The sequence below is a fragment of the Sphingobium cupriresistens LL01 genome (genome assembly GCF_001046645.1).
Taxonomy (GTDB): domain Bacteria; phylum Pseudomonadota; class Alphaproteobacteria; order Sphingomonadales; family Sphingomonadaceae; genus Sphingobium; species Sphingobium cupriresistens.
Genome location: NZ_KQ130434.1, coordinates 248404 through 273133, shown reverse-complemented (window position 1 = coordinate 273133; position 24730 = coordinate 248404). Strand labels below are relative to the sequence as shown.

General features: G+C 65.7%; 24 protein-coding genes and 1 tRNA gene. 10 read left to right on the top strand and 15 right to left on the bottom strand.

All coding sequences use genetic code 11. The annotated features are described in order from the left end of the window. The first annotated feature begins 90 nt into the window (after nucleotides 1-90). The 4 genes from V473_RS01315 (at nucleotide 91) to V473_RS01300 (ending at nucleotide 2064) form a co-directional block, all read left to right on the top strand. Nucleotides 91-387: a hypothetical protein gene (locus V473_RS01315; RefSeq protein WP_066599583.1), complete on the top strand. Its 297-nt coding sequence runs from the start codon at nucleotides 91-93 to the stop codon at nucleotides 385-387. Between the two features lie 72 nt (nucleotides 388-459). Further along, nucleotides 460-882 carry a DUF350 domain-containing protein gene (locus V473_RS01310; RefSeq protein ID WP_066599578.1) on the top strand — a complete coding sequence of 141 codons (423 nt, stop codon included), beginning with the start codon at nucleotides 460-462 and terminating at the stop codon, nucleotides 880-882. A gap of 4 nt (nucleotides 883-886) precedes the next feature. After that, nucleotides 887-1720 carry a S1 family peptidase gene (locus V473_RS01305; protein ID WP_066599575.1) on the top strand — a complete coding sequence of 278 codons (834 nt, stop codon included), beginning with the start codon at nucleotides 887-889 and terminating at the stop codon, nucleotides 1718-1720. Nucleotides 1721-1773: 53 nt separating this feature from the next. After that, nucleotides 1774-2064: a DUF3297 family protein gene (locus V473_RS01300; RefSeq protein ID WP_066599573.1), complete on the top strand. Its 291-nt coding sequence runs from the start codon at nucleotides 1774-1776 to the stop codon at nucleotides 2062-2064. A 38-nt stretch (nucleotides 2065-2102) separates the two neighbouring features. Here V473_RS01300 and V473_RS01295 read toward each other — a convergent pair whose 3' ends face one another. The 4 genes from V473_RS01295 to V473_RS01280 form a co-directional block, all read right to left on the bottom strand. Continuing rightward, nucleotides 2103-2858: a CHAP domain-containing protein gene (locus V473_RS01295; RefSeq protein ID WP_066599568.1), complete on the bottom strand. Its 756-nt coding sequence runs from the start codon at nucleotides 2856-2858 to the stop codon at nucleotides 2103-2105. 150 nt (nucleotides 2859-3008) lie between these two features. Next, nucleotides 3009-3539, bottom strand: a complete 531-nt coding sequence (locus V473_RS01290) for a CHAP domain-containing protein (RefSeq protein WP_066599565.1) — start codon at nucleotides 3537-3539, stop codon at nucleotides 3009-3011. 108 nt (nucleotides 3540-3647) lie between these two features. Continuing rightward, a complete protein-coding gene (recF, locus tag V473_RS01285) occupies nucleotides 3648-4718 on the bottom strand; it encodes a DNA replication/repair protein RecF (protein WP_066599562.1) in 1071 nt (356 codons plus the stop codon). 65 nt (nucleotides 4719-4783) lie between these two features. Further along, nucleotides 4784-5272 carry a hypothetical protein gene (locus V473_RS01280; RefSeq protein WP_242495934.1) on the bottom strand — a complete coding sequence of 163 codons (489 nt, stop codon included), beginning with the start codon at nucleotides 5270-5272 and terminating at the stop codon, nucleotides 4784-4786. A gap of 120 nt (nucleotides 5273-5392) precedes the next feature. Between V473_RS01280 and V473_RS01275 the strand changes: the two genes are divergently transcribed. Together V473_RS01275 and V473_RS01270 are read left to right on the top strand one after the other, a co-directional pair. Then, nucleotides 5393-5800 (top strand): VOC family protein, encoded by a 408-nt coding sequence (locus V473_RS01275; RefSeq protein WP_066599553.1) that lies wholly within the window; start codon nucleotides 5393-5395, stop codon nucleotides 5798-5800. Further along, complete coding sequence (locus tag V473_RS01270; RefSeq protein ID WP_066599550.1) at nucleotides 5797-6327, top strand: peroxiredoxin; 531 nt, start codon at nucleotides 5797-5799, stop codon at nucleotides 6325-6327. The genes V473_RS01275 and V473_RS01270 overlap by 4 nt, the downstream gene beginning before the upstream one ends. A gap of 39 nt (nucleotides 6328-6366) precedes the next feature. Here the strand turns inward: V473_RS01270 and V473_RS01265 are convergent, their stop codons facing one another. Together V473_RS01265 and V473_RS01260 are read right to left on the bottom strand one after the other, a co-directional pair. Beyond that, complete coding sequence (locus V473_RS01265; RefSeq protein WP_066599547.1) at nucleotides 6367-7281, bottom strand: dienelactone hydrolase family protein; 915 nt, start codon at nucleotides 7279-7281, stop codon at nucleotides 6367-6369. 37 nt (nucleotides 7282-7318) lie between these two features. After that, the gene (locus tag V473_RS01260) at nucleotides 7319-7741 is read right to left on the bottom strand and encodes a gamma-glutamylcyclotransferase family protein (RefSeq protein ID WP_066599545.1); all 423 of its coding nucleotides are present in this window, start codon (nucleotides 7739-7741) and stop codon (nucleotides 7319-7321) included. 324 nt (nucleotides 7742-8065) lie between these two features. On the opposite strand from V473_RS01260, the gene V473_RS01255 reads away from it, so the two are divergent. Beyond that, nucleotides 8066-8251 (top strand): PspC domain-containing protein, encoded by a 186-nt coding sequence (locus tag V473_RS01255; protein ID WP_066599544.1) that lies wholly within the window; start codon nucleotides 8066-8068, stop codon nucleotides 8249-8251. A gap of 332 nt (nucleotides 8252-8583) precedes the next feature. On the opposite strand, the gene V473_RS01250 is transcribed toward V473_RS01255, so the two are convergent. Continuing rightward, the gene (locus V473_RS01250) at nucleotides 8584-9324 is read right to left on the bottom strand and encodes a DUF72 domain-containing protein (protein WP_066599543.1); all 741 of its coding nucleotides are present in this window, start codon (nucleotides 9322-9324) and stop codon (nucleotides 8584-8586) included. Between the two features lie 128 nt (nucleotides 9325-9452). Here V473_RS01250 and V473_RS01245 point away from each other — a divergent pair, with 128 nt between their 5' ends. Continuing rightward, nucleotides 9453-9689: a DUF2061 domain-containing protein gene (locus V473_RS01245; protein ID WP_066599540.1), complete on the top strand. Its 237-nt coding sequence runs from the start codon at nucleotides 9453-9455 to the stop codon at nucleotides 9687-9689. A 6-nt stretch (nucleotides 9690-9695) separates the two neighbouring features. Here the strand turns inward: V473_RS01245 and V473_RS01240 are convergent, their stop codons facing one another. The 3 genes from V473_RS01240 to recJ all read right to left on the bottom strand — a co-directional run bounded on the left by V473_RS01240 (nucleotide 9696) and on the right by recJ (nucleotide 12436). Beyond that, nucleotides 9696-10367 carry a peptidylprolyl isomerase gene (locus tag V473_RS01240; protein WP_066599538.1) on the bottom strand — a complete coding sequence of 224 codons (672 nt, stop codon included), beginning with the start codon at nucleotides 10365-10367 and terminating at the stop codon, nucleotides 9696-9698. Nucleotides 10368-10493: 126 nt separating this feature from the next. After that, a tRNA-Glu gene (locus V473_RS01235) sits at nucleotides 10494-10568 on the bottom strand. 101 nt (nucleotides 10569-10669) lie between these two features. Next, nucleotides 10670-12436 carry a single-stranded-DNA-specific exonuclease RecJ gene (recJ, locus tag V473_RS01230; protein WP_066599536.1) on the bottom strand — a complete coding sequence of 589 codons (1767 nt, stop codon included), beginning with the start codon at nucleotides 12434-12436 and terminating at the stop codon, nucleotides 10670-10672. A 139-nt stretch (nucleotides 12437-12575) separates the two neighbouring features. Here recJ and V473_RS01225 point away from each other — a divergent pair, with 139 nt between their 5' ends. Together V473_RS01225 and V473_RS01220 are read left to right on the top strand one after the other, a co-directional pair. Next, nucleotides 12576-14708, top strand: coding sequence for an autotransporter assembly complex protein TamA (locus V473_RS01225; protein WP_066599534.1), 2133 nt, complete (start codon nucleotides 12576-12578; stop codon nucleotides 14706-14708). Further along, complete coding sequence (locus V473_RS01220) at nucleotides 14708-18928, top strand: translocation/assembly module TamB domain-containing protein (RefSeq protein WP_066599532.1); 4221 nt, start codon at nucleotides 14708-14710, stop codon at nucleotides 18926-18928. Before V473_RS01225 ends, V473_RS01220 begins: the two co-directional genes overlap by 1 nt. A 48-nt stretch (nucleotides 18929-18976) precedes the next feature. Here V473_RS01220 and V473_RS01215 read toward each other — a convergent pair whose 3' ends face one another. From V473_RS01215 to V473_RS01195, 5 genes are all read right to left on the bottom strand, one after another. After that, entirely contained in the window at nucleotides 18977-19435 is a 459-nt protein-coding gene (locus V473_RS01215; protein ID WP_066599529.1) for a hypothetical protein, read from the bottom strand. Between the two features lie 76 nt (nucleotides 19436-19511). Continuing rightward, nucleotides 19512-20291, bottom strand: a complete 780-nt coding sequence (locus tag V473_RS01210) for a transglutaminase-like domain-containing protein (protein ID WP_066599525.1) — start codon at nucleotides 20289-20291, stop codon at nucleotides 19512-19514. A 380-nt stretch (nucleotides 20292-20671) separates the two neighbouring features. Beyond that, nucleotides 20672-21745, bottom strand: a complete 1074-nt coding sequence (gene recA / locus V473_RS01205; RefSeq protein ID WP_066599522.1) for a recombinase RecA — start codon at nucleotides 21743-21745, stop codon at nucleotides 20672-20674. 123 nt (nucleotides 21746-21868) lie between these two features. Beyond that, nucleotides 21869-22225, bottom strand: a complete 357-nt coding sequence (locus tag V473_RS01200) for a response regulator (protein ID WP_066599520.1) — start codon at nucleotides 22223-22225, stop codon at nucleotides 21869-21871. Nucleotides 22226-22310: 85 nt separating this feature from the next. Next, the gene (locus tag V473_RS01195) at nucleotides 22311-24695 is read right to left on the bottom strand and encodes a hybrid sensor histidine kinase/response regulator (RefSeq protein ID WP_201785466.1); all 2385 of its coding nucleotides are present in this window, start codon (nucleotides 24693-24695) and stop codon (nucleotides 22311-22313) included. Nucleotides 24696-24730 lie beyond the last annotated feature (35 nt).

The following is a 24730-nucleotide window of genomic DNA, read 5'->3' as shown; positions in this document are numbered from 1 at the left end:
TGTCCATTCGCGGACGGTTCAGTCGGCGCGATGCATTCTCCCTTTCATGCTCCCTCCCGTGACGGGCGGGATCTGTGAGGAGAGAAAGACATGAACCTGTTCTGGAAGGGCGCGGCCGCGTTAAGCCTCGCCATCACCGGCCTTGGCGCAGCAGCGGCCCCGGCCCAGGCGCAATATTATGGCGGGTCCGGCTGGCGCGGCGACCGTGATGGCCGCTGGGACAACAGGCGCTGGGATGATCGCCGCCACTGGCGCGGCGACCGGCGCGATTGGCGCGGGCATCGCGGCCATTATCGGACCGCCTATCGCTATCGCACGCGCTGCTGGACCGAATGGCGCTACGACTATTATCGCGATCGCGACGTGCGCGTGCGCATCTGCCGCTAAAGCCAGCGGCTATATTTCACCCGTGACCCGCCCCGATTGAACCTTGGGGCGGGTTACGGCATTGGGGACGGCATGACCGATCCCATGCCCGTGATTCAAAGCCTGTTGTCGGGCCTTCCCATCCTGTTGCTGCATCTGGGCAGCGCGACGCTGGTCTGGCTGGCGGCGCTGGGCCTCTATATGTGGATCACCCCGCATGACGAATTCGCGCTGATCCGCGGCGGCAACGAAGCCGCAGCGATCTCGCTCGGCGGCGCCGCGATCGGGCTGGCGGCGCCGTTGGGCTTCTGCCTCGCCGGGTCGGTCAATGTCTGGGACATCGTCATCTGGGGCAGCGTGACATTGGTGCTGCAACTCGTCGCCTTCCGCCTGGTCGATTTCCTGCTCGGCACCCTGTCGGCGCGGATCGAGGCCAACGAGCGATCGGCCGCGATCTTCCTGGCGATGATGAAAGCCGCGATCGCCTGCCTGACCGCCGCCGCGGTCGCGGGCTGAGGCGATGGCGAAGCGCGGCTGCGGCTGCCTGCCCTTCGCGTTCGGGGGCCTGTTGCTGGTCGCGTGGCTCGGTCAGGACATGGCCGTGCCGCCGCTTAAGGTCGAACAGTTCGACCCGCGATCGCCGCGCCGGCCGATGCCCGACTGGAGCGATGAACAGTTCGTGATCGAGGATAATCCCAACGGGCCAGCCGATTCGATGGGCACCGCCTTTGCCGTCGACCGCGACGGCGCCTGGCTGACCGCCCAGCATGTCACCCATGGCTGCACCCGCGTGGGCCTTGAGGATGGCCGTTTCGCGCGACCGGTGTCGCGCGTGATCGAAAGCGTGGAGGCGGACGCCGCGCTGGTGCGTGACGGCATAACCAGTCCCGCCGCCCTGCCGCTGTCCAGCCGCATCCCGCAACCCGGCACGCCGGGCTTTCATATGGGCTTTCCAGCCGGCCGACCGACATTGGTCATGTCAGAACTAATCGGCGAGGCGAGCGCGCGGCGTGGGCGCAGCGACCTGACCCAGCCGATCCTGGCCTGGGCCGAAAAGGGCCGTATCCCTGACGGAGACGGCACCTTGTCGGGGATAAGCGGCGGGCCGGTTTTTGCCGAAGACGGCCATGTCGTGGGGGTCAACAGCGCCTCGACCGACCGGCGCGGGCGCATCCTGACCACCGCGCCCGACGCTATCGCCCGGCTGATGGCGGCCAGCCGCGCGGTGGATGATCGCCCGGTCGCCTATCCCTTCGCGGGCCTCGCCGACGCGGAAAACCGCTTCACCGCCTGGCTGGACGCGGGCGTCATTCGCCGCATCTTCTGTGACGTCGATGAAAAGCGCGGCGGTTGACGGACGGCGACCCCAGGCGCTAGGCGCGAACAAACTTTCCAGGGAATATCACCATGAGCGACACGCCCCCCGATCATCTGTCCACCAATCCCAAAAGCCCCCATTTCGACATGGAGGTGCTGCAACGCGGCATCGGGATCCGGTTCAAGGGCCGCGAGCGCAAGGATGTGGAGGAATATTCGATCTCAGAGGGCTGGATTCGCGTCGCCGCCGGCAAGAGCCGCGACCGTCACGGCAATCCGCTGACGATCAAGCTGACCGGCGAAGTCGAAGCCTGGTTCGAAAATCCTGCCGAGGGTATCGAAGACAAGTCTGCCGAAGACAAGCCGACCGAGGCCGAATAAACAAAAAGGGGCGCCGACGAGAGCGCCCCTTTTTTGTATCAGTTCATCACCGCCTCGCGCCGCACATCGGCGATGATCGCGCTCAGCGTCCGTTGCGACGGAGCCGCGTCGGCATATTCGACGACGAAGGGATCGGCCTCCAGCCGCGGTACGGCCTTGCGCGCCCTGGGCGCTGGCCTGGCCTGCGCGACCTGGATCATGCGCGGGCTGGCCATGACCGGCGTTACGCGCGGCTCCCGCAACATCCGCGGCAGCCCCTGTTCGTCCCACATATCCGAATCGACCTTGGCGAAACGCACGCTCGCGCCCAGTATCGGGTCGGGGGTGAAATCATGCAGCCGGGCCTTGGCCGGATAGATGAAACCGAAGGTCGGGTTGGTGCGCGCGCCCATTTGGCCCGTCGGGCTATGCCACACCCTCACCTGACTCCAGTCGCCATCCTCCGACACGTCGATCGCCAGCACATCCTCCTCGATCGCGCCGGGGACGGACCAGTTGGCGTGACGGATCAGTACGCGGCGGTCGTCCAGCACCTTGCTGATGACCGCGACATGGCCCAGCAGCATCGGACCATTGGGCCGAAAAGCCAGCACCGCACCCTTTTTCGGCTTGGTCCCGCGCTTATATTGACCATCCGCCTGATCCCACCAAGTCAGCGCATCGCCCTTGATCGCCACGCCCGATACGATCCGGGCATAGGGCACACATTGCAGCACCGCCGCCCCCCAGGAGGGCGCGGCCGCCAGACCGGACAACAGCAGCCATGCCGCAGTCCGGCGTATCGCTCGAAACATCTTATGCGATCCCGATAACAAGAATCGCCCCACCAAGGATGACCCTAGGCCGCCATGGTTTGAGAAGAGGTTAAGCCTGCATCAGCGATGTAAGGGTTTGGAAAAAAGCGATCGATCCGCGCCGCAGGCGTTCTCGATCGCGCGCCGCGATCAGAAAGCGGCGTGCACCGCAGCGCCGCCGGTCGCGTCGGCCGACGCGATCTGGACGGGCTGATCGATGGTCTTGGACGGCTGGGCGTAGATGAAGCCGCGCGCCGGGTTGGAACGCAGGCCCAGGTCGCCGATCGGACCATACCATACCCGGACATCGGTCCAGTCGTTATTGGCCGACACGTCGATGGCGCGGACGTTGCGCTCGATGCCGCCGCGATAGGACCAGTTGGCGTGGGTCAGCAGCACTTCGCGGCCGCTGACCACCTTGCTGACCATGGCGACATGGCCGACCGGCATCGAACGGCTGGCGGCGAAGGCCAGGACGGCACCGACGCGGGGTTCATGACCACGGTCGTAGCGCCCTTCGGCCTGGCCCCACCAGGTATTGGCGTTGCCGTGGATGTCGATGCCGGAAACCTGCCGGGCGAAAGGAACGCACTGGAGTGTGCCGGCGGTGGCGGGAACAGCGAAAAGGGTCGAGAGCGCAAGAATAGACGCCGCGAAAAACGCGCGAAAACCAACGACCATGTGATTGCGACCCCGACTTATTTTGTAGGCTTGAACCCCGATGCCGGTCTTAGGGCAGACGCCGGACGGATGGACAAGCGTGGGGCGACGAGTCGTTCCGTCGATGCGTTATGCTGCGGAACGAAAAACCTGCCCGGCCGTTACCGTCAATCGGGTTGCATCATCCAGATCGTTGAAAAGACTGGATTCTGTACCCGTCATCCACACCTGCCCCCCGGTTTCCCGCAATCGTTGGAATAATGCGCTGCGGCGGGACGGGTCGAGATGCGCCGCCACTTCGTCGAGCAGTAGTACCGGCGGCTGGCCCCGTGTCGCCGCCACCAGCGCGGCATGGGCCAGCAGGATCGAGAGCAGCAGCGCCTTCTGCTCGCCGGTCGAACAGAGCGCAGCGGGCTGATCCTTGGCGATATGGGTGACGGCCAGGTCGTGGCGATGCGGGCCGGACAGGGTGCGCCCCGCCGCCGCATCGCGCCGCCGCTCGCGCGCCAGCCGATCCGCCAGCGCGTCGTCGCCGGCATCCTCGCCTTCGATCGCGATCCGCGGCCGGGCGAAGGGTTCGTCGGGCTGGTCCGCCAGCATCGCGTTCAACCGCGCCACCAGATCGGCGCGCGCACCCGCCAGCGCTGCACCATGCTCGCCCATTTGCGCCTCCAACGCCGACAACCAGGCCGGGTCGGCTCGGCGCGGGTCGGTGAGCAGCCGGTTGCGCGCCCGCATCGCCGCGTCATAGCGGGCGCTGTGCATCGCATGGCCCGAATGCAGCGCCAGCGTCAGCCGGTCGAGGAAGCGCCGTCGCCCGCCGGGACTGTCGAGGAACAGCCGGTCCATCGCCGGGGTGAGCCAGACGATCGCCAGATGGTCGGCCAGCGCGTTGGCGGAGGAGGCCACGCCGCCGATCCGCACCTGTCGCCGTTCCGGGCTGGCGGCGGCGACGCCGGTGCCCAGCACCACGCCGTCCACTTCCGCCGCGATGCCGAAGCCGCCGCTCCCCTCCTGCCGCGCCATGGCGGACAGCGGCGCGCCGCGCAGCCCGCGACCGGGCGCCAGCATCGACACCGCTTCCAATATGTTGGTCTTGCCCGCGCCATTGTCGCCGGTCAGCAGGATGAAGCTATGGTCGGGCAGGATCAGCGCGTCCGCATGATTGCGGAAATCGCTCAAGGTAAGGCGGCCGATCATCGCGTGGCTGTAGCGGGCAGAAGGCGGAGGGGGAAGGGGCGGATGTCAAAGCAACGCCTCGCCCTTCAACAACGCTTGCGCGTAACCGCCGTCCCGTCATTGACGATGGTCAGCGCCTTGCCGTCCGGCGACGTGCGCAACGCCAGGGTGCGGGTCCAGCTCTGGCCTTCGCCGGTGAAGGCCGCTTCCACAGCGGCGCGGCCATCCTCGCCTGCCGTCACGCTTTGCACCGTACCGACGCTTTCGTGGAACAACAGCCGGTCGGGGGTGACGGTCAGTTCCAGATCGGCGCTGCGATCGCCGCATCGATCCTGCGTGCCGGTCCAGTTGCCCTGCATGGCGGCGGGGATCAGGCCGACGGGAGCCGCTTCGGGCGGGGGCGTGTCGATCTTCGGCGGCGATTCCACCGGCGTAATCGCATTGGCGGCAGGCGGCGCTTCCTCCACATTAGGCAGCGTCTGGTCCAATATGTTGGCGACGACGCCGGGCTGGTCGGCGCTCTTGTCCGACGCCTGGTTGCAGCCGGCGGCCAGCAACAGGGACAGAAGCGTCACGGGTGGACATGATTTCCGCATGTAAGGAGGAACCGGCCAGCGCGCCGCCGGTTCCCATGCATGACTCGGCCCTGCCCGCATGATAGCGTCCGGGCGTTCACATAATGGGGAGTCGATGCCATGCCGGTGCTGGGAATGGGAGGCCTGTTCTTTCGCGCGCGCGATCCCGATGCGCTGGGGGCGTGGTATCGCACCCACCTGAATGTCGGCGGCGGCTGCGTGGTCGATCCGGCGGACACGCCCAATGAATGGATCTGGCAGCCGCGCGGCGGGCCGATGGTGTTCGCCCCGTTCAAGGCGGACAGCGACTATTTCGCCGCCGACAAGGCCTTCATGCTGAATTTCCGCGTGTCCGATCTCGATTCCCTTCTGGACCGCTTGCGCGCCGCAGGCGTTGCGATCATCACCAAGCCCGAATGGGACGATCCCGTCCTCGGCCGTTTCGCCCGCATTCATGATCCGGAGGGCAATGCGATCGAATTATGGGAACAGCCCGATCACCGTCCGACCCAAGGAACCGACCTATGAAGCGCCTGTCTCTTCTCCTCGCCGCCGCCGCCGCCCTGAGTTCCAGCGGCGCGATGGCCGCCCTTGCCGTCGGCGCCAAGGCGCCCGACTTCACCACCCGCGGCGCGCAGGCGGGCAAGACCTTCACCCTGACCCTGTCGCACCAGTTGAAGCGCGGGCCGGTGGTGCTCTATTTCTTCCCCAAGGCGTTCACGCCGGGCTGTTCGGCCGAAGCGCGCGAATTTGCCGAGAATATCGACAAGTTCAAGGCGGCCGGCGCGACGGTCATCGGCATGTCGGCCGACCCCGTGGACGATCTCGTCGCCTTTTCGACCAAGGAATGCGCGGGCAAGTTCGCCGTGGCGTCGGCCGGGCCGGCGATCGTGACCGGCTATGACGTGGCGCTCAAGATGCGGCCGGGCATGACCGATCGCACCTCCTATGTCATCGCGCCGTCGGGCCGGGTGGCCTTCGTCCATAGCGAAATGAACTATGCCGAGCATGTGAAGACCACGCTCGCCGCGGTCGAGGCGATGAAGCAGAAATAATAGGGCCGGGCTCCTGCGAACACAGGAGCCCGGTTTTTCTCACCGCTTCACATATGTTCCAAACCAGTCGAGCGTCGCGTCCCACGCGGCCTTGGCGGCGGCTTCGTTATAGCTGGGGCGATAATCGGCCATGAAGCCATGGTCCGCGCCCTCATGGACGGTGATGGCGTCGGGCGGGGACTTGCCCGCCTTCACCAGCGCCGCGCGCATCGCCTCCACGTCCGTCAGCGGTATGCCCTTGTCCAGTGCGCCATATTGGCCCAGCACAGGCGCCTTGAGCTTGCCGACCTCCTCGATCGCGCTCAGCGTCTGCAAGGGCGTCTTGTCCGTCACCAGCCGCCCATAATAAGCGACGCCCGCATCCAGATCGGCGCTATGCGCGGCATAGAGCCAGACGACCCGCCCGCCCCAGCAGAAGCCGGTGATGCCGCGCCGCGTCGCATCGCCGCCATGTTTTCCGGCCCAGCCATAGGTGGTGTCGATATCGGCCAGCACCTGCGCGTCGGGTGCTTTGGACACGATGGTGCCGATCAATTGCTTGAAATCAGCGACCTTGGTCGCGTCGCCGTGGCGGGCGAACAGGTCGGGCGCGATGGCGTAATAGCCCGCCTTGGCGAAGCGGCGGCAGATGTCGCGAATCCATTCATGCACGCCGAAAATCTCATGCACCACGACGATGACGGGCGCGGCCTTACCGCCCGCCGGGCGCGCGACGAAGGCGGGCATGGCAAAGCCGTCGCTGGCGGGAATCGAGACATTCTCTTCCGTCAGCCCTTCGGCGGAGGTCTGCACCGCGCTGCTGGCGATGGGGCGGCAGGCGGCGGCGAAACCGGCCGCGAAGGCTCCGCCCGCCAATATGTGCCGACGCTGGAAGCCGGTGGTGCCGACCCAGTTGCGGTCTTCCGCCAGCCGCTCCACGGGGGCCGCGTCATCCTGTTTGCGATCGGTCGTCATCGGCGCCTGTCTCCTGTGCATCCCCCGACGCGGCAGACTAGTCGTCCGGGGTCTGCGCGCAAGACAGGAAGTCGCCATCGGCGACAGGGGGCAGGCCAGCTGTGTCGCGCGTGTAGAGATAGACCCAGGCCTCCACCGGCCCGTCCGCCGCCTGCACCGTCATCGCCTCGCGGCGATATTCATGGGGCTGGGGGTGATGGGGCGCGCATTCCTCATAATCGTCCAGCACGACCAGGATCGCCGCGGCGTCGCTCAGTGCGAAGAGGTCGCCCCGCACCCTGCCCGTCGGCCCGGCCACCAGCCCCGGATAGTCGGCGACCCGGTAGAGCGCGCCGCCGACCGTAGCCGGGCCGACCAGCCGCGCCACCTGCCGCAACCAGCGCGCCATCTCCCCGTCAAAGGCAGCCCGCAGCGTGCCATACACGAATAAAAAAGCAGGTCCCGCCACAGCGTCAAGCATATTTCACCAACCTGCGGGAAAATATCCCAATAGCGAGTCTATTCGCCAGCCTAGCATGATGCCTTATTGGCAAAGAATCTGGGATTTCCGCCAAAAATCGAAACTGGCACGGCATCTGCAACTCCTGTGGGCATCAAGGTCGGAATGATCCGGCCATCACATCAGGGAGTATCCACCATGTCCATCGCCAAGATCCAGCACGCCGCTGTCGCCCTTATCGGCGCTTTCATCGTCGCCAGCCTGTTCGTCAGCGCGGCGATCCCGGTGTCGCCGATCGCCTGATCGCGCGCGCCCTTCCCATCGTTTCAGCAGAAGGCCAGACAGATGAGCAACAGCTTCACCCTCGACCGCAACAACGGCAAGATTATGGGCGTATGCGCCGGCGTCGCCAACCGCACCGGACTGGACGTGACGCTGCTCCGCGTCGGACTGGTCCTGCTGACGCTCTGCGCATTGGGACCGATCGGCGTCGTGGCCTATCTGCTCGCGGGCTGGCTGGCGGAGGGCTGATGATCGCCCGCGACCGGTTCACGACATCGCCAAATAGAGAGCAAATAAAAAGGCCGCTCCGGTCAAACCGGGAGCGGCCTTTTCGCATCCTGACGAGTCGGGATGCAGTGCGCGCGCAACGCGCAATCAGGCATATAGCACCGAATAGAAAGTCAGCATCTGAACGCCGACCGCAATGGCCAGCACAGCGCCCTGAAAGGCCTGCCGCATATTTTGCTCCATCTTTGCAAGAATTGTCACCCATCTGGGTGTGATCGGGCCAATAAGCCCGTCATATTCTTGTAACAATCGCAAAGCACGGCATACCGATTGCACTAAATGCAACAGGCCTGTTACTGTAAAGCCACGATCATCGCCTGCGCCGCCGCCGGGTTGCGCTCCTTGGCGCCGCTAATGAAGAAGGCGAAGACATCGCCCTGCCCCGCGGCCGCCCTGGCCCGCCCGGCCCAGTCCGCGATCGCCGCAGGCGGATAGCCGGTCGCTTCGTCCGCCTGCGCCCGCATCAGCCGCATATAGGCAAAGCCGACATCATGGCCGGCGATCGCGGGATAGTCGTCATGGTCCGCCAGCACCACCGCGGCCCCGGCGTCGCGCGCCATCGCCAGGAAGGCCGGGTCGTCGAAACTCCCGTGCCGCACCTCCAATGCGTGGCGCAATGGCACCCCATCGACGCTCGGCGGCAGTAAGTGCAGGAAGGCGCCGAAATCGTCCGGGTCGAAGCGCTTGGTCGGCATGAACTGCCACAGGATCGGCCCCAGCCGGTCGCCAAGTTCGGCGATCCCCTGGCTGGTGAACTTGGCGATGGAATCACCCGCCTGCGCCAGCAGCTTGCGATTGGTGCAATAGCGCGACGCCTTGACCGCAAACTGGAAGCCGTCCGGCACCGCCTTCGCCCAGCCGGCAAAGGTCGCGGGCTTCTGGCTGCTATAATAAGTCGCGTTGATCTCGGTCGCGGTCAGATGTTCGCCGACATAGGCCAACTCGTCCTTCTGCCGCAGTCCCACCGGGTAGAAATTCCCGCGCCACGGCTCGTAGACCCAGCCGCCAATGCCCACCCTGATCCGTCCAGCCATGCGCCCTCTCCTCCGTCGCCGTCCTGATCGCGGCAGCCTGATCGTCCGGGGCGATCAGAGCCAGCGGAAAAAGCCATTGGCCGTTGTTGCGAATGACTCTTAACTAGGTCGCGACCAAGGAGACGCCCATGTCGCTCGACCTCATCAAGACCGGCACCTATCTGTCCATCCACCTGACCGTTGGCTTCACCGTCGCCTATGCCATGACCGGGTCGATCGCGCTCGCCGGCGGAATCGCGCTGGTGGAGCCGGTGATCAACGCCGTCGCCTTCTTCTTCCACGAACAGGCGTGGAAGAGGGTTCAGGCCCGGCCGCCGCGCGAGGGCGGCAGGCGATGGGTGCGCGATCGGGCGGTGTTCGCGTAGAGATGTCTACTTCGCTGTCCGTTTGTTGAGGCCGATCAGCCACGGCTTCACCCCGCGCGTGGGCTTGGGCGCGCCGTCCAGTCGCCGGGCGCGCAGGATGCGGATCGGCTTGACGATCATCTGCCCGCGCATCGGCCCCGACCCGCAACAGGTCGGCACCGACAGAATTTTGCGCACCACATCCATGCCGCCGACGACATGGCCGAAGGCGGCATAGCCGATATAGTCGCCGCGCGCGTCCATGTTGGGCGTCGCACCGATGGTGATGAAGAAATTGCCCATCGCCGAATTGGGCCGGTTGGGCCGCGCCATGGAAAGGGTCGCATCGCGATGCAGGATGCCGGTACGGCTGGTCGGCTCATGCGGGATCGGCGGCAGCGAGCGACGGGCGTCGGTGTCGATCCCGCCCTGGATCAGGCCATAATGGGGATCGCTCTTGAGCCGCGCCGCCCGATAGAAGGTGACGCCGTCGAAGCGGCCGTCATCGACATAGGTCAGGAAATTGGCCGAGGTGCGCGGCGCCCGCTTCTGGTCCACCGCGACGGTGATCGTGCCGGCCGAGGTTTCGATCGCGACGCGGGTGAAGCCGGGGGTGGGCTGATTGGCCGGCAGCGCGACGGAGAGGACAGGCCACAGGCCGAGGATCAAACCAAGGACGCACAAGACAAAAGAACGCATCGGGCAACATATACTCGGCAAGGACGGCGGGCGTCCAAGGCTAAAGCCGACGCACGCACCCCGCAACCGCTGGGCGAAGGATTTGTCGATGAAGGGAGGTGAAAAGCCCCTCCGCCGGAGCGGAGGTGGTGATCCCAACGGGATTCGAACCCGTATCGCTGCCGTGAAAGGGCAGTGTCCTAACCGTTAGACGATGGGACCTCATGCAGCGACTGACCGGGCAGCGCTGCGAAGCGAGGGCGCAATTAGGCGGGGACGGCAAAAGGGTCAACCCCCAAAAGGCAAGAAAATGACAATCCTGCTTAATCCGCCCAGGCGGCGTCCTCCAGATGCAGTTCGGCGGCCGGGCGGCTGCCCCAGTCATCGATCTTGGCCTTGCCCGCGACCCACAATTTGCGGTCGCGCGGCGCGCCCAATATCGCCTGGCCCAGATCGGTTTCGGCCTGGCGGAAGGCGATCGTCTTGATCGACCGGCCGTCCTCCCCGCTCATGATCGCGCGCAAATGGCCGTTGCCCACGACATCGGCCTTGATGATGCGCATCGGCCCGGCGGCGATCAGCGGTGCGGGCCAGCCCGCGCCATAGGGCCCGCCCTGCTCGATCGCCGCGACGAAGTCCGGGTTCACCCCGGCCGGGGCGAGCACCGCGTCGATCAGCAGCGCCCGGTTGTCGCGCGCCCTGGCGACGGCGGCGGACAGCCGGTCGTCCAGAAAGTCGGCAAGCGCGTCGATCCGGTCGGCCGCGACCGTCAGCCCCGCCGCCATGGCATGGCCGCCGCCCGCGACGAGCAGGCCGCTATCCTTGGCCGCCATCACCGCCGCGCCCAGGTCCACCCCGGAGACGGAGCGGCCCGACCCCTTGCCCATGCCGTCTTCATCGATGGCGATGACGATGGCGGGCCGGCCGGCCTTTTCCTTGATCCGGCCCGCAACGATGCCGATGACGCCGGGGTGCCAGCCCTGGCCGGATATGACCGCCACGGCGCGATTGCCCTGCGCGGCCAGCAAGGCTTCGGCCTGTTCCTGCACCGTCGATTCGATGGCGCGGCGTTCCTCATTATACTGGTCGAGCTGCGCGGCGATGCTTGCCGCTTCCACCGGGTCTTCCGTTGTGAGCAACCGCACGCCCAGATCCGCCTGCCCGACCCGACCGCCCGCATTGATGCGCGGGCCGAGCGCGAAGCCCAGATCGTGGCACAGCGGCGCACGGGTCAGGCGGCTGGCGTCGATCAGGGCGGCAAGGCCGATATTATGGCGCTTGGCCATCACCTTCAGCCCCTGCGCCACGAAGGCGCGGTTGAGGCCCTTCAATTGCGCGACGTCCGCCACCGTGCCGAGCGCGACGATATCGAGCAACTCCATCAGCGCCGGCTCGCTGCGACTGGCGAACCAGCCCCGCGCCCGCAAGACCCGTACCAGCGCCGCGCCGAGCAGGAAGGCGACGCCGACCGCGGCGAGATGGCCATGCACCGCCGCGCCGTCATTCTCGTCCAGCCGGTTGGGGTTCACCAGCGCGAAGGCTTCGGGCAGCGAGGTCGAGCATTTATGATGATCGACCACGACGACGTCGACGCCGGTCGCCCTGGCCATCGACAGCGCCTCGAACGCCTGCGCGCCGCAATCGACGGTGACGATCAGGGTCGCGCCCTCCCCCGCCAGCCGCACCAGCGCCTCGCCCGACGGGCCATAGCCTTCCATCAGACGGTCGGGGATATAGGGTTTCGCGTGCAGCCCCAGATCGCGCAGCAACCGGATCAGCAGCGCCGCGCTGGTCGCACCGTCGACGTCATAATCGCCGAAGATACGGACATCCTCGCCGCGCTGCACCGCGTCGGCCAGCCGATCGGCGGCGGCGTCCATGTCACGGAACAGGCTGGGGTCGGGCATGAACTGACGGATGGTGGGATTGCGGTGGGCCTCGACTGCGTCGCGCGGACACCCCCGCGCCAGCAGCAATTGCGTCACCAGATCGTCGGGCAGATAGGTGGCGTCGCGCCCGTCGGCGTTGCCGCCCCGCCAGCGCCAGGGCTGGCCCGAAATCGATCGCGAGATATTGAGCGCAAATGTCATGCAAAGCCTCTAGCCTTCTGCGAGTCCCGTGGGAAGCGCGGCAAATCCTGTTGTAGGTGGAACCGAGGCAACTTGTTGAGCGTATTGCCTCTTTACCGCGCGTGTGGAATGCACGGTGCAAAGGGGGCATCGTAGGTTCATGACGAGACGACAGGCATATCATGTCCGGCGCATAATGGCCGTGGCGCTGATGACAGCCTCGTCCCTGCCGCTGATGGCCCAAGCCCAGTCGACGCCCGTACCCGATCCCAGCCTTCCTTATGAAGCGACCCAGGGCGAAGAGCCGATCCTGCCCGACGACCAGTTCGAGGCGCGGTTGCCCAAGGCAGGGACTCCGGACCAGGCCAATCCCGACGCGCCCCTGCCCTCGATCGAGAGCTGGATCGACCAGCAGATGCCGCAGTCATCGAACGCGCCAACCGAATTGCCGCCGGCGATCGATCCAGCCGAGGAACAGGAACTGGCCCAGCCGCTGCCGCCGCTCGACAGCGTGACCGTGCCGACCAATGTCGCGGACAATAATAATGCCAACGCGAAGCAGCCCGACATACGCTACGCCACCAGCATAGAAGGCTTTGGCAAGACGGGTCTGGAGGACGAATTCCGCGCCGAATCCGCGCTGATCGACGGCAAGGGCAAGGCTGAAACCGCAGCCATGGTGCAGGCGCGCGCGCAGGAGGATGAGAAGCTCGCGACGCGCCTCTTCTATTCGCAGGGCTATTATGACGCGACGGCGCTCGCCAGCCTGGACCAGGCCGGTGACGGGACGCTGAAGGCGGTGATCTCCGTAACGCCGGGCAAACGCTACAAGATCGGCGACATCGTCATCAATGCCGGGCCGACGGTGCCGCCCGGCCTGGTCCGCGACAGCCTGCCGCTCAAGACCGGCGATTATATCGTCGCGACCCTGGTCGAAGGCGCGGAGGCCAATATCGCGTTGAAGCTGCCCGAAAATGGCTATCCTTTCGCAAAGGTCGGGGACCGCGACATATTGCTCGATCCCGCGACAGTGACGGGCGACTATACGCTGCCGGTGGATACCGGCCCGCGCGGCACGTTCCGCAAGATCATCACCAGCGGCGACAAACAGGCGTTTGGCGCCGATCATATGGAGGTCATCAAGCGCTACAAGCCGGGCGAACTCTATGACAGCCGCAAGGTGGACGATCTGCGCAAGGCGCTGGTCGCGACGTCGCTATTTTCCAGCGTGTCGGTGGAGCCGGTGCAGACCGGCGAGGCGGGGCCGGACGGCACCGAATATGTCGATCTGGCCGTCGAGCAGGAAGCCGGGCCACCCCGCACGCTGGCGGGCGAAGCGGGCTATGGCACCGGCCAGGGGTTCCGCGCGGAGGCGACATGGACCCACCGCAACCTGTTCCCCCCCGAAGGCGCGCTGATCGGCGGCGTGATTGCAGGCACGCAGGAGCAAGGCGTGTCTGGCACATTCCGACGGTCCAATGCGGGCAAGCGGGACAAGACCTTCCAGGCCGGGGCGACGCTCAACCACCAGAAATATGACGCCTATGAAGCATTCACCGCCGGGCTCAACATCGGCTGGGCGCGCCAATCGACGCCGATCTTCCAGAAGCGCTGGACCTACAGCTATGGCGCGGAAATCCTGCTGACCAACGAGCAGGTGGTGATCGACCCGGCCACCGCGGACAAGACGCGGCGCACCTATTTCATCGGCGGTCTGCCGGTGCAGATCGGCTATGATCGCTCCAACGACCTGCTCAACCCGACCAAGGGCTTCCGCGCCAATCTGCGCGCCGAACCGGAAGGGTCGTTGCAGGGGAATTTCTCGCCCTATCTGCGCGCCAGTTTCGACCTGACCGGCTATTATCCGGTGTCGGACAATCTGGTCATTGCGGGACGGGCCAAGGTCGGCACCATCACCGGGGTCAGCCGCGGCGATGTCGCGCCATCGCGGCGCATCTATGCGGGCGGCGGCGGATCGGTACGCGGTTTCGGCTATCAGGAACTGGGGCCGAAGGACGCGAACAACGATCCGATCGGCGGCCGGTCGGTCAATGAATTTGCGGTCGAGGGGCGTTATCGCTTCGGCAATTATGGCGTCGTCGCCTTCGTGGACGCCGGTCAGGTCTATGAAAGCTCCATGCCGCAATTTTCCGACATGCGCTACGGCGTCGGCCTGGGCGGCCGCTTCTATACCAATTTCGGTCCGTTCCGCGCGGACATCGCCATGCCGATCAACCGGCAGCCCGGCGAGTCTAAATTCGCCCTCTACATCGGCATCGGGCAGGCTTTCTGATGGCGCAGGACGACATCATGCCCGCCGTTGACGACGCGACCCAGACGATCGTCATCCGCGAAAAGCGTCCGCTGTGGCAGAAGATCGCGATCGGCGTCGTCGGCCTCGTCATCGCGCTGGGGCTGTTGGCCGGCGGGCTGCTGCTGGGCCTCAATACCCAGCCGGGCAAGAAATTCCTGATCCAGCAGATCGCCGCGCTGCAAATGGAATCGGGCATGAAGATCGAGGTCGGCCGGATCGACGGGTCGATCTACAGCGACATGACGATCCATGACCTGGTGCTGCGCGATCCCAAGGGCGTGTTCGCAGTCAGCCCAAAGGTGCATGTGATCTGGCGCCCGTTCCGCTACGTGAATAATCATATCTCGGTCAGCCTGCTGGAAACGCCGCTGGTCGTGCTGGCGCGCAGCCCGCAGTTCAACGTCGTCGCCAGCGATCCCAACGCCCCGATCCTGCCCGACCTGGACATCGACGTCGACCGGATGAAGATCGGCAAGTTCATCCTGGCCAAGCCGGTGGTCGGCCAGAAGCGCGAGATCGCGATCGACGGCGTCACCCATATTGCCGATGGCCGGGCCATCCTGTCCGCCGATGCGGTCGTCGACAGCGGCGACCGGCTGCAGGCGAAGCTGGACGCTGTGCCCGACCAGAACCGCCTGGCGATGAGCGGCACGCTGACCGCGCCCAAGGGCGGCGTGATCGCCGCCATGACCGGCCTGACCGACGGCGTCACCGCGACGCTCGACGGCAAGGGGACATGGCAGGCGTGGGACGGGCGGGTCGTCGCGACCTCGCCCAAAGGTGAATTGGCCAACATCGCCTTGTCGGCGCGGGACGGCAATTTCACCGCCAAAGGCCCGGTGCGTCCAGGCATCGTCTTCGCCGGCACGGTCGATCGCCTGACCGCGCCGCAACTGGACGTCGATCTGTTCGCCGGGCTGAACGAGCGGCGCGTCAATATCAAGGGCACGTTGCGCTCGCGCGCCATGAGCGCCGACGCGCAGGGGCTGATCGACCTCGGCAAAAGCCAGTTCAGCGCGCTCAGGATCAACGCCGCGCTGCTGACGCCCGGCGCGATCATGGAGAAGGTGAAGGGTCGTGACGTGCGCGCCTCCATCATCCTCGACGGGCCGATGGCGACGCCGTTCATCGATTATGACATTACCGCCAAGAGCCTGGCGTTCGACGCCACCGGCATCGAGAATCTGAAGGCCAGCGGCCGGGCGGTGATCGACAGCGATCGCATCCGCATTCCGATCAGCGCCACTGCCACCCGCGTCACCGGCCTCAATGCCGCAGCGGGCGGCCTGCTGCAAAATCTGCGCGTGAAGGGCGATTTCGCCTATGCCGCGGGCAAGCTGATCAGCGACAATCTGAAGATCGACAGCGACCGGGTGGACGCCACCGCCATCGTGCTGGCCGACCTCGACAACGCGCTCTATCGCGGGGCGCTCAAAGGTCGGGTCAACGATTATAAGATCGACGGCGTGGGCATCGTCAACCTCAACACCGATGTCGAGCTGGTGCCCGGCCCCAAGGGCGGCTTTGGCCTGTCGGGCCGCTTCGGCGTACGCACCGCGCGCTGGGAGAATGCCTCGGTCCGCGATTTCCTGGGCGGCAATGCGGTCGCCAGCGGCAAGATCGGCATGACGCCGGAGGGCAAGTTCACCCTCGCCGGCCTGAAAGGCGCGGCGCCCAACTTCACGATCCACAGTGGCTCCGGCAGCTATGACACCGACGGGCAGGTCGCGTTCGATGCGACGGCGTCCTCCAAACAATATGGGCCGCTCGCGCTGACCGTGCGGGGCACGATGGAGCGGCCGCAGGCGGTGTTGCGCGCGGCGCGGCCCAATGTCGGCGTGCAACTGACCGACGTGGTGGCCAAGCTGAATGGCGAGGCGGCAGGATACCGGCTGGAAGCCACCGGCGGGTCGCCCTATGGGCCATTCTTCGCCAATGTGTTGATCCGCACGGCGAAAGGCCCGTTGACCATCGACGTCACCAAGGCGCGCTTCGCCGGGGTCGACATGAACGGCCGCATCCAGCAAAGCACCGCCGGCCCCTTCACCGGGCAGCTCGCCATGAACGGCTCCGGCATCACCGGCGCGATCCGGCTGGCCGCCGTGGGCAAGGTGCAGGGCGTGGACGTCAACGCCACCGCCAGCAACGCCAAACTGCCGGGCGAGGCCGATGTCGTGATCGGCCGGGCGATCGTCACCGCCTCCATGCTGCTGACCGATCAGCCCCAGATCAAGGCCGACGCGCAGATCGCCAACGCCGCCTATGGCGCCTATGTGGTGCGAAAGGCGCGGGCGCGGATCGACTATCAGGGCGGACGCGGACGCGCGCAACTGGTCGCCGACGGCTCCAGCGGCGTGCCCTTCTCGATCGCCGCCAACGCCGCGCTGCGCCCCAACCTCTATGCCGTGGCGTTGCAGGGCAAGGCGGCGAACATCGACTTCCGTCTGGCCCAGCCGGCCATCATCCGCAGCGAGCCGGGCGGCTATCGCCTGGAACCGGCGACTTTGGTGCTGCCGCAGGGCAAGGTCGATCTGGCCGGGCGCTTCGGCGACACGACCGTGGCGCAGGCCCGGTTCAAGGATTTCGACTTGGCCATCGCGAACATGGCCGCGCCGGGCCTAGGCATTGGCGGCCGAATGACCGGCACACTGGACTATGCGCAAAAGGGCAGCGCCTTCCCGACCGCAACCACCCGGTTGGCGATCAACGATTTCCGCCGCTCCAGCCTGACCGCCGTGTCCGACCCGGTGTCGATGAATGTCGAAGGCAAGCTGTCTTCGGCCGGTGGCGACCTGCGCGGCCTGATTCGCGAAGGCAGCAGCACGCTGGGCCGCTTCACCGCCACGCTGGCGCCGCCGGGCGCGGGCGCAAGCTGGGCCGAGCAGTTGCAGAATGCCCCGCTGGGCGGCGGCATCCGCTATGCCGGGCCGGCCGATGTCCTGTTCTCCTTCGCCGGGCTGGCCGATCAGCAGTTGACCGGCGGCCTCGCCGTGGCGGCCGACTTTAGCGGGCGGCTGAGCGATCCGCGGCTGAACGGCGTGGTCCGCGCCAATGCGCTGACCTATGAAAATGAGACGTTCGGCACGCGCGTTACCCAGATGAAGCTGGATGGGCGCTTCACCAACGATCATCTGGAGATACGCGATTTCTCCGGCCGGGCGGGCGAGGGTACGGTGCAGGCGTCGGGCAATGTCGGGCTGGCCGCCGCGAGCGGCTTCCCGATGGATATCGCGGTCAAGTTGAACCGCGCGCGGCTGGCGCGCAGCGAAGCGATCACCAGCGTCGTCAGCGGGACCATCAATATCAGCAACAGCCCGGCCAATGGTGGCCTGATCAAGGGCGACCTGAACCTGCCCGAAACCCGGTACAAGGTCGCCTGGCAGGGCGGGACCGAGATCCGCCAGCTTGCCGGCGTGCGGCGCAAGGGCGCAGGCGGCGACGCGCTCGACCAGCGACTGGCGGCGCGCAAGGCGGCGGCCAAGCCCGCCGACTGGAAGCTGGATATCCGGGTGAAGGCGGACAACGAAATCTACGTCACCGGCATGGGGCTGGATTCCGAATGGAAGACCAACATGCGCGTCACCGGAACGACCGCCAATCCGCGCGTCGTCGGCAGGATCGAATCGATCCGCGGCCGCTACAGCTTTTCGGGTCACCAGTTCGATCTGGAACAGGGCGTGATCACCTTCAACGGGCCGATGTTCAATCCCATCCTGGCGATCAAGGCGCAGACCCGGATCGACACGGTGACCGCGGGCATCCAAGTGACGGGGTCGGCGCAGCAGCCGGACATAGCCTTCATCTCCACGCCCACCTTGCCGCAGGACGAAATTCTCTCGCGCATATTGTTCGGCGACAATGTCGCCAACCTCTCGCCGATGCAGGCGGTGCAACTGGCGGCGGCGCTCAACGGCTTGCGTGGCGGCAGCGGCGGATTGAACCCGATGGGCAAGTTGCAGGGCGCGTCGGGCATCGACCGGATCGGCATCGTTGGCGGCGACGACACGACCGGGCGCGGCACCTCGCTCGCAGTCGGCCAGCATATCTCCAACAATATCTATGTGGAGGTCATCACCGACTCCAAGGGCTTCACCGCCACCCAGTTGGAGATCGCGCTGTCGAAAACGCTGAGCCTGTTGTCGAAGACCGGCACCAATGCCGGGTCGTCGGCAAACCTGCGCTATTCGAAGGACTATTGAGCGTAGCGCGACGGACGATCGTCAAGGTGAAACGGCAGTCGCCGTTGATCAGGTCAGCGTCCGGGGGACACCCAGCCTTGTCCATGCTTCACGCGCATCGAGCAGTTCGCGATCGCTGGCGGGCGTGTAGAAGCGTCGATCGAACCAGAAGGCGCGCTGCGCTTCCGGCTTGCCGGAGCGGGTTCCCGGATCACGCACCATATGTTGCCGGATTTCGTCCAGTGACAGGAGATAGCAAGTTGGGCTGCGCGATAGCGCGTCCGCAACTAAGACCCACCATGGCGTAACGATCGCTTCGGGCTGAAGCCCCAGGCGCACATCGTTGGGCCTGGCGCTATGGGCCTTTACCTGAATGGGATGAACGATCCGCTCACATTGCGAGACGGCGTAGAGGTCGGCCCCGCGGGCGTTGTGGACGGTGAGCATCACGTTCCAACCATGTCGCGACAGTTCGCGCGCGACATGATGGACGCCGGCGTTGCCCGTCAATTGGCGTTCGTTGCTCATGCCCGGTCCCTAACAGGCATATCTTTTTCAAATATATAACCGCCTTTCAACCCGATGGCCGAGGCGAGCGGACGGTCTATGCTGCCGTTACCGTGATCGACTGGGCGTTCATCATCGCGCCGCCGAAGACGGTCATGAAAGCGATGTCGGTGGCGTCGCGGCCGACGGCGATGCGGACCATGGTTTCGACCGGCGCGAGGCCGGTAGAATCGACGATGCGCCAGGCGCCGTCGAGCCAGACTTCGACCACCGCATGGAAGTCCGGCGGATCAAGGCCCAGCGCATAGACCGATACCAGCCGGGCGGGAATGTCGCGCGATCGGATCAGCGCGGCGGTCAGATGGGCGAAATCGCGGCAGACGCCCTGCTGGGCGACGAAGGTGTCTGCCGCAGTGGTCGTAATGTCCGAACTGCCCGGCACATAGACGAGATTCTCGTGCACCCAATCGACCAGCGCCTGCACCAGCGCGCCGCCCTCCATATCCGGGAAATGGCTGCTGACGAAGCTGCCGAAACGGTCGGCCTCGCAATAGCGGCTGGGCCAGATGAAGGGCAGCACCTCTTCGGGCAGGCTGGGCAGCGGGCTTTTGGAGAGGTTGGCGATATCGACTGGCGCGCGATCGACCTCCACCGTGGCGCGATAGGTGCTGAGCATCCGGCCGGTGCCGGTGCGGGTCCAGGTGCGGCGGCCGATGCCGCTGCCGCCTACCTTGTTGGTCAGCGGCCCGGCATTGTCGATGATGTGCGACTGGGAAACGACCCGCTGGTCGGGCAGCCCGGCCGCCTCGACCGCGAGCAGCACGTCGGTCGGTTCGGCAAAGTCATAGTCGAGGATCGCTTCAATGGCGACGCGCATGGAATGGGTTCCGGTGTGAGAGGGGACGGGTCGAATCGGCGCGTCCGGGACAGCATCGGGAGGCTGCACGGCGTTAGCAAGAAGTCTTGAACGGCCGCAGGATGGGACAAGCAGAATGGGGCGGCCTTGGTGGATTGATATGGCGGTGGCCAGATGGCCTGGCCTGAAAAACCTGCCTGCGCTTTATGTTCCGCCGCCTGGACGGAATTCATGTGCCGGGAGATGACGGAAGCGATGGCACGTCCCCCTTTCGTCTGCGCGGTCACGGTAAAAGGCCCGTCGCGCGCGGACGCGGCGGGCCTTTTCAGAGCGTGATGCGCAAGGCGAGCGAGAGCCGGTGAACCGCGCCCCGGCTGATCCGGCCGGGGTTGTTTCAGGGCTTATTCGCCATCATCCTCCGCATCGGGTCCGGTGATCATCTTTTCGGCGACTTCTTCGGTCTTACCGCGGATGGCGTTTTCCAGCTTGTCCGCCAGTTCGGGATGTTCCTTGAGGAAAGTCTTGGAATTTTCACGGCCCTGACCGATGCGGATCGAGTCGTAGGAGAACCAGGCGCCCGACTTCTCCACGATCCCGGCCTTGACGCCAAGGTCGAGAATTTCGCCGATCTTGGAGATGCCTTCGCCATACATGATGTCGAATTCGACCTGCTTGAAGGGCGGGGCGACCTTGTTCTTGACCACTTTCACGCGGGTCGCGTTGCCGACGATATCGTCGCGATCCTTGATCTGGCCGGTGCGCCGGATGTCGAGGCGGACCGAGGCGTAGAATTTGAGCGCGTTGCCGCCGGTCGTGGTTTCCGGGTTGCCATACATCACGCCGATCTTCATGCGCACCTGGTTGATGAAGATCACCATGCATTTGGAGCGCGAGATCGAGCCGGTCAGTTTGCGCAACGCTTGGGACATGAGGCGCGCCTGTAGGCCGACATGGCTGTCGCCCATCTCACCCTCGATTTCCGCGCGCGGCACCAACGCCGCGACGGAGTCGATCACCAATATGTCGATCGCGTTGGAGCGCACCAGCGTATCGACGATCTCCAGCGCCTGTTCGCCGGTATCGGGCTGCGACACGATCAGTTCGTCGATATCGACGCCCAGCTTCTTGGCATAGCCCGGATCGAGCGCATGTTCCGCGTCCACGAAGGCGGCGGTCCCGCCCGCCTTCTGCGCTTCGGCGATGGCATGGAGCGCCAGCGTAGTCTTGCCCGAACTTTCCGGGCCGTAAATCTCGATGATGCGGCCCTTGGGCAGGCCGCCGATGCCGAGCGCAATGTCGAGGCCGAGCGAGCCGGTAGAGATCGCTTCGATCTCCAGCTTCTCGCGGCTGCCCAGTTTCATGGCCGAGCCTTTGCCGAAGGCGCGGTCGATCTGCGCGAGCGCCGCGTCCAATGCTTTCTGTCTGTCCATTGTCCCGTTCTTCTTGGAATCGATGAGTGAGAGCATTGCGGTCATCGGCCAGTCCTCTGTCAAGCGGAACGCATGGGTTCCGTACGCCTGGACGATGATGTATCCTGTTTGTTCTTAAAGAACAAGAGGGGAACGGAAATTTCCTATCCCGCCGCAATCCAGCCAAGCTTATGCGCCCAAAACCTTGCCCAAGGCACGCTCGACCGCCCCGATGGTGAAAGGCTTGGCCAGGGTCGGCCGATCGGCGTGGCTGGGCGGCAGATCATCGGCCATGCCGCCGGTCGCGAAGATGAAGGGAATGTCCATCTCCACCAGGATATCAGCCACAGGCCAGCTTTTTTCACCCTGGAGATTGCAGTCCACCAGCGCCGCGTCGAACCCGCCCTCGCGCGCATGGGCGCAGGCTTCGTCGACGGAGGCCGCAACGGCGTGCAGCCGATAACCCAGCGCGTCGAGATAATCCTCCAGCATCATGCCGATCATCGCTTCATCTTCGACAATCAATATGCTCTTGCCGTCCGACATGCTGCGTAATCCCCGTTGATGCAGCCGACTCGCTAACCGATCACCACCCACTTGCCCAGCATATTCACCTTGATCCCGCGCAAGGTCATTTTGGCGCCGGATGCATGGCCAGCGCGTCGCGTGCGGCCTCCGCCAACTGGCTGACCGAGAAAGGCTTTGGCAGGAAGGCGACATTGGCGATGTCGATTGATTTGCGCAGCTGTTCCTCGGCATAGCCCGACATGAACAGCACCGGCAGGTCGGGATAGGCGCGGCGGGCCTGGGCGACCATCGCGGGGCCGTCCATATTGGGCATGACGACGTCGGAGATGAGCAGGTCGATCTTTTCCGGGCCGTTCAGCGCCTCCAGCCCCTGTTCGCCGTCATTGGCGGTCAGCACCTTATAGCCCTGCCGCGTCAGCGCGCGTTCGGCGACGGCGCGGACCATATCCTCATCCTCCACCAGCAGGACGGTGCCGGTGCCCCAGGTTTCGGGCCGGGGCGCGGGCGCCTTCACCGGGGCCGGCTGCTGCGCGTCGGCGCCGGCATAGACCGGCAGGTAGATGACGAAGCTGGCACCGCGGCCCAGTTCGGATTCGGCGAAGATATAGCCGCCCGATTGCTTAACGATGCCATAGACAGTGGAGAGGCCCAGCCCCGTACCCTTACCCAGTTCCTTGGTGGTGAAGAACGGTTCAAAGATCTTCGCCAATATGTCGGGCGGGATGCCGAGACCCGTGTCGGACACGCGCAGCGCGGTATAATCGCCCGCCGGCAAAATCTGCTGGCGCATTTCGCGCACCTTGATCGCAGGGACGGCATAGGTCTGGATATTGACGGTGCCGCCTTCGGGCATGGCGTCGCGGGCGTTGACCGCCAGATTGACGATCACCTGCTCCAACTGGCCCGGATCGGCGCGGATCGCGCCCAGATTGCGGCCATGGGTCACGTCCAGCTTCACATTTTCGCCGAGCAGGCGTTTGAGCAGGTTGGACACGTCGGCGACGATATCGGGCAGCTGCAAGATTTGCGGCCGCAACGTCTGCTGACGCGAGAAGGCCAGCAACTGGCGGGTGAGGCCCGCCGCGCGATTGCTGTTCGACTTGACCTGCTGGATATCGTCATAGTCGCTGTCGCCCGGCGTATGGCGCATCAGCATCAGGTCGCAATGGCCGATGATCGCGGTCAGGATATTGTTGAAATCATGCGCGACGCCGCCGGCGAGCTGACCGATCGCCTGCATCTTGGTCGCCTGGGCGACCTGGCGCTTGAGTTTGGATTCCTCGCTATTGTCCTTGAGGCTGAGCAGCACCGCCGCTTCGCCCAGCCCCCGCACCCCCGCCAGGCTGAGCGCGATCGGATCATCGGGCGTGTCGCGCATCCGCACCGCGATGTCGCCGGACATTTGCGGGCCGACGGCGAAGCGGCGCACCGCGTCGGCGACCGCCGCCTGATCCTCCCGCACGACCAGATCGCCGGGATAGCTGGGCTTGTCGCCAGACTTCAATCCCGCGACCCGCGCAAAGGCGTTGTTGACGAACAGGACGCGCCCGTCCCGATCGGCCATGGCGAGGCCGAAGGGCAGCAGCGACAACAGGGTTTCGATATAGGACAGCGCGGACGTGCCGCCGCCGCCCGCCGGCTCGTCAATCAACAGCAGCAGCATCGGCCCATCCTGCATCGACGCTTGCGATCCGTTGGGCTGGGCGGTGCGCTTCAACGGCACCTGGAGCAGGCGCAGCGGCAGGCCGCCCTGCTCCTCGCGCGCTAGGAACAGCCGTCCCTTGTCGTCCACCCGCATATGGGCGGCGAAATCGCGCCCGACGATATTGGCGTCGATCCGCCCGGCGGCACGCAGCAGGAAGGCGCCATTGGCGGCGCGGATGCGCCCTTCTCCGCCGATCAGCACCGCCATGATGCCTGCTTCGCCGAGCTGGCGGCCCGCTTCCCCGGTGAGGAAGCGGTTGACGTCGTCCAGCGCGCTGGGCTGCCGCACCGGCGAGAAGCGCCAGAGCAGATAATCTTCCGACCGGCCGGTGCGGGCGACATCGACGTCGAGGCGCAGCGCGCCCTGCGCCACGCCCTCATGCCTGGCCTCGCCATCGCGCCAGGCGGCACGGGCGGCGGCGGAGAGGGCGTCGTTGAGCCCCGCGTCGGCAGTAACGCCGGGCGGGGTCGGGTAGCCGGGAAACCATTCGCCGAACAGGTCGCTGGCGCAGACCAGCCGTCCGCCCCGGTCGGTGACGGCGATCGCCATGCTCGACGCATCGGCCGCGGCGCGGGCCACGGTCCAGTCGGGCGTAGCCTCCCGGTTCGAAATCTGCGGCGGATAGAGATGCTGATACCAGGTCAGCAGCGCTGCTGCGGTCAGGATCGTCGCGGCGAAACCGGCGGCAAGCGGCCAGCTGCCCACCGCGTAGAGGACGAGCGCGGCGGAGGCCAGGGCGGCGAGGATCAGCAGCGGCAGCGCCAAGCGCGAGCGCGGCTGCATCAGCCAAGCCTCTTCACCTCTTTTCAACCTGACAC

Bases quoted from the DNA above. Each gene is read 5' to 3' on its own strand.
- V473_RS01315 (WP_066599583.1), top strand. From the start codon at position 91: ATGAACCTGTTCTGGAAGGGCGCGGCCGCGTTAAGCCTCGCCATCACC.
- V473_RS01310 (WP_066599578.1), top strand. From the start codon at position 460: ATGACCGATCCCATGCCCGTGATTCAAAGCCTGTTGTCGGGCCTTCCC.
- V473_RS01305 (WP_066599575.1), top strand. From the start codon at position 887: ATGGCGAAGCGCGGCTGCGGCTGCCTGCCCTTCGCGTTCGGGGGCCTG.
- V473_RS01300 (WP_066599573.1), top strand. From the start codon at position 1,774: ATGAGCGACACGCCCCCCGATCATCTGTCCACCAATCCCAAAAGCCCC.
- V473_RS01295 (WP_066599568.1), bottom strand. From the start codon at position 2,858: ATGTTTCGAGCGATACGCCGGACTGCGGCATGGCTGCTGTTGTCCGGT.
- V473_RS01290 (WP_066599565.1), bottom strand. From the start codon at position 3,539: ATGGTCGTTGGTTTTCGCGCGTTTTTCGCGGCGTCTATTCTTGCGCTC.
- recF (WP_066599562.1), bottom strand. From the start codon at position 4,718: ATGATCGGCCGCCTTACCTTGAGCGATTTCCGCAATCATGCGGACGCG.
- V473_RS01275 (WP_066599553.1), top strand. From the start codon at position 5,393: ATGCCGGTGCTGGGAATGGGAGGCCTGTTCTTTCGCGCGCGCGATCCC.
- V473_RS01270 (WP_066599550.1), top strand. From the start codon at position 5,797: ATGAAGCGCCTGTCTCTTCTCCTCGCCGCCGCCGCCGCCCTGAGTTCC.
- V473_RS01265 (WP_066599547.1), bottom strand. From the start codon at position 7,281: ATGACGACCGATCGCAAACAGGATGACGCGGCCCCCGTGGAGCGGCTG.
- V473_RS01260 (WP_066599545.1), bottom strand. From the start codon at position 7,741: ATGCTTGACGCTGTGGCGGGACCTGCTTTTTTATTCGTGTATGGCACG.
- V473_RS01255 (WP_066599544.1), top strand. From the start codon at position 8,066: ATGAGCAACAGCTTCACCCTCGACCGCAACAACGGCAAGATTATGGGC.
- V473_RS01250 (WP_066599543.1), bottom strand. From the start codon at position 9,324: ATGGCTGGACGGATCAGGGTGGGCATTGGCGGCTGGGTCTACGAGCCG.
- V473_RS01245 (WP_066599540.1), top strand. From the start codon at position 9,453: ATGTCGCTCGACCTCATCAAGACCGGCACCTATCTGTCCATCCACCTG.
- V473_RS01240 (WP_066599538.1), bottom strand. From the start codon at position 10,367: ATGCGTTCTTTTGTCTTGTGCGTCCTTGGTTTGATCCTCGGCCTGTGG.
- recJ (WP_066599536.1), bottom strand. From the start codon at position 12,436: ATGACATTTGCGCTCAATATCTCGCGATCGATTTCGGGCCAGCCCTGG.
- V473_RS01225 (WP_066599534.1), top strand. From the start codon at position 12,576: ATGACGAGACGACAGGCATATCATGTCCGGCGCATAATGGCCGTGGCG.
- V473_RS01220 (WP_066599532.1), top strand. From the start codon at position 14,708: ATGGCGCAGGACGACATCATGCCCGCCGTTGACGACGCGACCCAGACG.
- V473_RS01215 (WP_066599529.1), bottom strand. From the start codon at position 19,435: ATGAGCAACGAACGCCAATTGACGGGCAACGCCGGCGTCCATCATGTC.
- V473_RS01210 (WP_066599525.1), bottom strand. From the start codon at position 20,291: ATGCGCGTCGCCATTGAAGCGATCCTCGACTATGACTTTGCCGAACCG.
- recA (WP_066599522.1), bottom strand. From the start codon at position 21,745: ATGACCGCAATGCTCTCACTCATCGATTCCAAGAAGAACGGGACAATG.
- V473_RS01200 (WP_066599520.1), bottom strand. From the start codon at position 22,225: ATGTCGGACGGCAAGAGCATATTGATTGTCGAAGATGAAGCGATGATC.
- V473_RS01195 (WP_201785466.1), bottom strand. From the start codon at position 24,695: ATGCAGCCGCGCTCGCGCTTGGCGCTGCCGCTGCTGATCCTCGCCGCC.